The organism is Tenacibaculum sp. SZ-18 (assembly GCF_002813915.1).
Classification (GTDB): Bacteria; Bacteroidota; Bacteroidia; order Flavobacteriales; family Flavobacteriaceae; genus Polaribacter.
In genome coordinates, this window is the sequence record NZ_CP019335.1 from 1 (window position 1) to 5,887 (window position 5,887).

Genomic DNA, 5,887 nt, shown 5'->3' on the forward strand with positions numbered 1-5,887 from the left:
AGGCTATGCCATTGGAAGTGTAATAGATAGTGGAGTAAGTGTTCAAGAATACAAAAGTGAACAAGAAGATTATAGTAAAAGAAGTAAAAAAAGACCAAAAGTTAAAACATCAACTTCAGGAGATTTTGAAATTAGTTTGTTGGTTTTAGCGTCTGTAGTAATTAAATCAGATGGAAATGTTGATAAAAGAGAGCTCGATTTTGTAAGAACCCATTTTACGAAACTATACGGAAAAGAAAGAGCTAATCGTGCTTTTAAACTTTTTAATGGTGTTATAAAAAAGGATGTTTCAACTAGACAAGTTTGTATTCAAATACGTGAACACATGTCTCATTCCTCAAGATTACAGTTAATTCATTTTCTTTTTGGTATTGCCCAGGCAGATGAGATTGTTCAAGCTTCGGAAGAAGAGATGATTAGGAAAATAGCAGGTTATCTATTTATTAATGATAGAGATTATGAGTCAATAAAAGCAATGTTCTACGATGAAGCTGATGCCGCTTACAAAATTTTAGAAATTGAAAGAGAGGCTTCAAACGATGAAATTAAAAAAGCCTATAGAAGGATGGCTAAGAAATTTCATCCAGACAGACTACAAGATATTGGAGAGGAACACATGAATACAGCTAAAGAAAAGTTTCAAAGCATACAAAAGGCTTATGAAACGTTAAAACAAGAAAGAAATTTTTAGGCATGTGTAATTAAAAAAAAAATTGTATATTTAGCATATAAGAAAATTAAACTTCACAGTCCTTCTGTCCCCCCACTTAAGCCCCTTTGAGTTTTCCAAGGCTATAAATTGATTATCAACGGTATTAAATAAAGATGGCGTCAAAACCACGTATTCTTATTTTTACAATAAATACATTTTGTTGGTAACTAATTTTTAATACTTCCGTAATTTAAAAGTAACTATCCACTTACACTTAATAATTAAAATGTAGATTATGATTAAGTGTTGTACAATTTCTAAAAAGGAAAATTATTTCTTATGTAGTTTAATGCTCACATATTTTTACTCTGTTAAATCCCCATTAACATTTAATGTTTTCTTTTCATTAAATCAATGTCTGATATTTGATAAAAAGTCCATATCAAATATTAAGATAGGATGGCTGCATCACAACAAACATTTTGAATATTATTATAGCAATACTCCTCTAATTAAGGAGAATTCTATTCTTTGTTTAATAAAATTCTTTCCTTAACAAATATGAAAATGAAAAAAAATTAAACGTTTTCATTTTCAATTAGTATCTAAATTTTTGATTAATGATTATACTTAAACCAAATATTGGTTGAAGTAATGTTTATATCCTATAAAGAAATTGTAGAGGTATTCCCCGACATAATAATTATTTAAATTTCCCCTATGTTCATTCACTTTTTCAATCCAAAAATTCAACTTAATAAATTCATTTTTTTATTTTTTTTAATTAGTACTACGGTTACATCTTTTTCTCAAAATTGCTCTATAAATGCTGGCGTAGGTGGAAGCGTATGCGAGGGTGAGGGAATTGTTCTCGATGGTATTGGAGATTCCAATGTTGTTTCAATTATTTGGACCCAAGTATCAGGGCCGTCTGTAGGTATGAGTGATCCAGCATCGTATACTCCAACAGTAACTGGAGCAACTGCTGGTAATACTTATGTGTTTAGATTGACAGGAGTCTGTACAGATTCAATTGTAACATCCCAAATTGTTACTTACGAAGTAAAATATTCTCCATTATCTGATGCAGGTACTAATATATTAGGATGTCCAGGTAATTATAATTTATCAGCAAATACTCCTGATCCTGGTTTTACAGGAGAGTGGAACATAATCGGTACGAATAATGCAAATATTATCATAATTGATGAAAATTCACCCACCACCCAAATTTCATTACCCGAGACTAGTTCAGGTGAAACCGTTTTAGAGTGGAGAGTTACTGACGGTAATCCAGCAACATGTGATGGTGTTTCTACAATTACAGTTACAAATATTGGTGGAGAGTCAGTTGTAAGCGCAGATAGTAATGCAGTTGTAGATTTAGACTCTTGTTTTGATGTTAATACAAGTTATAGATTAGATGCTTCTTTTGGTGGTAGTGGATTAGGTGGGCAAGAAGGAATATGGGAATTAGTAAGTGGACCTAATAATCCTTCATTTGGAAATATTAATAATAATACAACTAGGGTTTCAAATTTAATAGAAGGGACATATGTTCTTAGATGGAGTGTAAGCGGTCCATGTGCAAATGGTTCAGATACAGTAACAATAAATGTTCCAGCTCCGTCTGGTAGTGTTACACGCGCAAGGGATTTAATAGACGATGATGTAATTAGGATTTGCGCAAATCCTTCGAATCCAACTACACAATATTTATTAGTTGCAGATCCACCTGAAAAAGCAGGAGAAACAATCGAATGGACGAAGATAGGAGGGCCTTCAGGTGTTACTATAGTCGATCCATACAATCCATCTACGCTAGTAACAGGGTTAAGTGAAACAGCTGGAGGTAACGCCAGTAGAATCAATTATACATTTAGATATACAATAACAAGTCCAGATGGTAACTGCGTTTCAACTGATAATGTTTCAATTCGTTTTATCAAAACACCTCTCAATGTAGAAATTACTGATAATGGAACACCATCAGAATGTATATTTACTAATTTGAATGGTGCGGGAATTGCAACAGTCAATTTTGGTTTAATCAGAGACGATACAGGTTCAACGACACGTTATAGTATTTTAGACGCACCTAATGGTACATACTTATCAACACCCAATGCTACTCCAAGAATTACACCAACAAATTATAGTGGAATTGGTGCAGTATCTTCAGGTAATTCAACAGGAGGGAATAATTTCACTTTAACATTTGCTGAAATTGGAACATATATTGTGGGTGTAGAAAGAGATCCTAATGGTGATGTGGAAAATGGTTGTACTTCAGTATATGATGTAATTACAGTAAAGGTTTCAGGAACAGCAGGAGGAGCTAATGCAGGAACTGATATTTATATATGTACACCGAGCACATCAGCATCACTTACAGGTAATACACCTACCCAAGGAATTGGAACTTGGTCTCAAGTTAGTGGTCCTAATACAGGAGTTATAATAGATCCTTCAAATCCAACAAGTACGGTCACAGGTTTAACAAGTGGTGTTTATTATTTTAGATGGAGTATAAGTAGTGGTCCTAACGGAGTAATTAGTTCAAATAATATAGATGAAGTTAAAGTTGCTGTCTCTACTTCTGTTCCTAATCCTGCAAGTAATTTTGCTGGCCCCGATAATAACATTTGTGCTGGGTCATATCAATTACAGGCTAATGATATTTTAGAAAACGAACTTGGAACATGGAGTGTAACGCCTTCGGCTGGAGTTTCATTTTCAGATCCAAATGATCCTAAAGCAATAGTTTCGGGACTCGACAGGAATACTATTTATACCTTTACATATACAATTTCTAATACCTGTGGAACTGTAAATGATGACGTTATAATTACAACAAATAATAATTTTGGTCCCGCTACTTCTCAAGCTGGACCAGATCAATGTATTTCTGGTGTGTCATCGACATCATTAGGAGCAACCCAAGTTTCGGTTGGAATAGGTACATGGTCTCAATTATCAGGACCCAATACGGCATTTTTTTCCGATATAAATGATCCCAGTGCGATAGTATCCGGTTTAGTTGAAGGGAATTATATTTTTAGATGGTCTACTGTAGACCCCAGCTGTCCAAGTAATGTCACTTCAGATACAGTTACTGTATCTTTATTCAATTCTGTAGCTTCTGCCGGAATCGATAATACATCTTGTGGAAGTAATTCTGTGACTATGAGTGCAACAGCTGTAAATTCTCCAAACGAAGGCAGGTGGGTTCAAACTTTTGGTCCCGCAGGTTGGAGTGTATCTGATATTAATAGTAATACAGCGACGTTTAGTGGTTTAGAAGATGGTATTTATGAGTTTGAATGGAGAATAGCTACGGCCGATTGTGCAAATAATGATAAAGTTTCTTTTTCAATTACAAATACACCAACACCAGCGAGTCTAACTTCAAGTACTTTAAATGTTTGTAGTACATCAACCAACTTAAACGCAAATCCAGCAATTATTGGTGTCGGAGTTTGGGAGTATGTTTCTGGACCTAACAGAGCTTCTATAAGCGATATTTCAGATAGTAACGCTACTGTGAGTGGTTTGGTTACGGGAACATATGTTTACAGATGGACCACATCTCCTGAGTATGCCAGCCCAGATCCTTCCTGTAATACTACTTTAACAACATCAGCAACTTTAACGCTTAATGTTGTTGTTCCAGCAGATGCAGGCGACGATCAGACTTTATGTGGTGTAGATAATGTTTTACTTGAGGGAACATTAGGTTCACAAGGTACATGGACATTGATTAGTACATCTGGTTCAGATGTTCCTGTAATTACAGCATTGAATGATAATATGGCTACAGCTACTATCATTACTGGTAATACTTATGTTTTTCAATATGAAATTACTATTCCTTCGGGATCATCCTGCACTACCACTACTGACACTGTCACAATTTCTAATCTTTCTTTAGATACTCCTTATGCTGGATCAGATATTGATCTTTGCCCCACTGATGGTGGGGTTGCAACTATGGCAGCAAATACAATTACCTCTGGAACTTGGATTTATAATTCAGGAGTAAGTACAGGTTCAAGTACACCTTCAATAACCAATGCTTCATCTGCGACTACTACAATTACTAATTTAAATACAGAAGGTACTTATGTTTTTACTTGGCAAACGGATAATGGTACTTGTATAAATCAAGATGAGTTAAGTATAAATGTTTATGAAGCTCCAAGTGTTGCAGATGCCGGTTCTACAATAAACATCTGTACTTTGAATCCGCAATTAAATGCAGTCACTCCGACCATAGGATTGGGATCATGGAGTGTGGTAGGGACTCCAACGGGAGGATTATTAGTTTCTTTTGATAGTCCAAGTAGTCCAACTACAAGTCTAACATTAACAAATGCAGATGCAGGAGATACGGCAGTTTTAAGATGGACTGTAACTAATGGGGTATCATGTGCAACATCTATAGATGATATTACAGTAACAGTAGTGGATTCTACTGCTGCAACTTTGAGTACAATTTCATCTGTTAACAGTTGTCAAGGATTAAATAATGGAACTATTAGCATAAGTGGAACAGGAGGAACTTTACCTTATGTTTATAACCTTTTGTATTCGAATAGTTTAAATGGAGTTTTTATTGATGATTCAGCGACGAACGGTGATAATGATGGTAGCTACACAGGCTTGAAACCAGGTTTTTATAAGGTTGTGTTAACCGATGCTTCTTTTTGTGGAGAAGTTGAATCTTCTGTAGTACAGATTTCGGAGATAGCCACACCTTCTTTACCAACAGTAAGTAATGTTGAGTATTGTGTGGGAGATGGGGCATCTCAATTAACTGCAATGGCTTCTGGAACTTTAATTTGGTATGATACTGATGGTAGTTCAATTCTTGGTGTTTCTCCAACTCCAAGTACATCGGTGTCAGGAGAAACAACATATTTTGTTAGTCACTCTAATGGTTTGTGTGAAAGTTCAAAAGTTCCTGTAAGGATAAGGGTTAGTGATCCCATTACTCAGACCATAACAGGAGGAAACACTGTAAATGTTGGAAAAAGTATTAATTTGGCTAGTACAACAAGTGGAGGTTCTTGGTCGAGCTCGAATTTAAGTATAGCGTCTGTAGATATTTCAAGTGGTACAGTTACTGGTTTGGCGAGTGGGTCTGTTACTATTACATATTCAGTAATTACAGCGGGAGGTTGTATTAATTCTGATACACAAATTATTACAGTAAATGATATTCCAACGGGGAGC

The 5,887-nt window shown here is 35.2% G+C and carries 2 protein-coding genes; both read left to right on the top strand.

Translation table 11 applies throughout. The annotated features are described in order from the left end of the window. The coding region (locus tag BTO06_RS00005; RefSeq protein WP_100923344.1) for a tellurite resistance TerB family protein at positions 1-691 on the top strand (691 nt) is incomplete at its 5' end. Between the two features lie 681 nt (positions 692-1,372). Continuing rightward, positions 1,373-5,887: PKD domain-containing protein (locus tag BTO06_RS00010; RefSeq protein WP_198517112.1), on the top strand; the 4,515-nt coding region annotated here is incomplete at its 3' end.